This window comes from Bradyrhizobium sp. Crot121 (assembly GCF_059512385.1).
The window spans coordinates 1-402 of sequence record NZ_JCAMOR010000430.1; the positions used below are offsets into that span (position 1 = coordinate 1).

The following is a 402-nucleotide window of genomic DNA, read 5'->3' on the forward strand; positions in this document are numbered from 1 at the left end:
GCTGTCTTCGAGGCGGCTACGGAAGTCGGGGAGCTCGGCGTGGGTATCAACATCCTCCCGCACAGCACCCGCGTGCTCATGTCGCTCGGCTTGTTAGGAGACCTCGACGATATCGCCATCCGCACCCGCGAACTGCGGTATGTGAATCATCTCGGACAACAGATATGGACTAGCGCGTGTGGCCTCTGGGCCGGGCACGATATGCCCCAGCTCTCTATCCATCGTGGCAGGTTGCACCGCATTCTGTGGGGAACGGCGCAGGCCCGCTTGCCAAACGGCAGTTTGCGCAACGGCCATCGCCTGCAGGATTTCAGTCAAGATAACGACGGCGTCACGGCACGCTTCACGCTGGCCGACGGCACCGAAGCAGAGGAGCGTGGCGACGCGCTGGTAGGTGCTGAT

At 62.4% G+C, this 402-nt stretch carries 1 pseudogene; it reads left to right on the forward strand.

The features are described from left to right. Positions 1-39: 39 nt before the first annotated feature. Positions 40-402, forward strand: a pseudogene (locus AC5ZGW_RS47320) (flavin-dependent oxidoreductase); the annotation flags it as partial.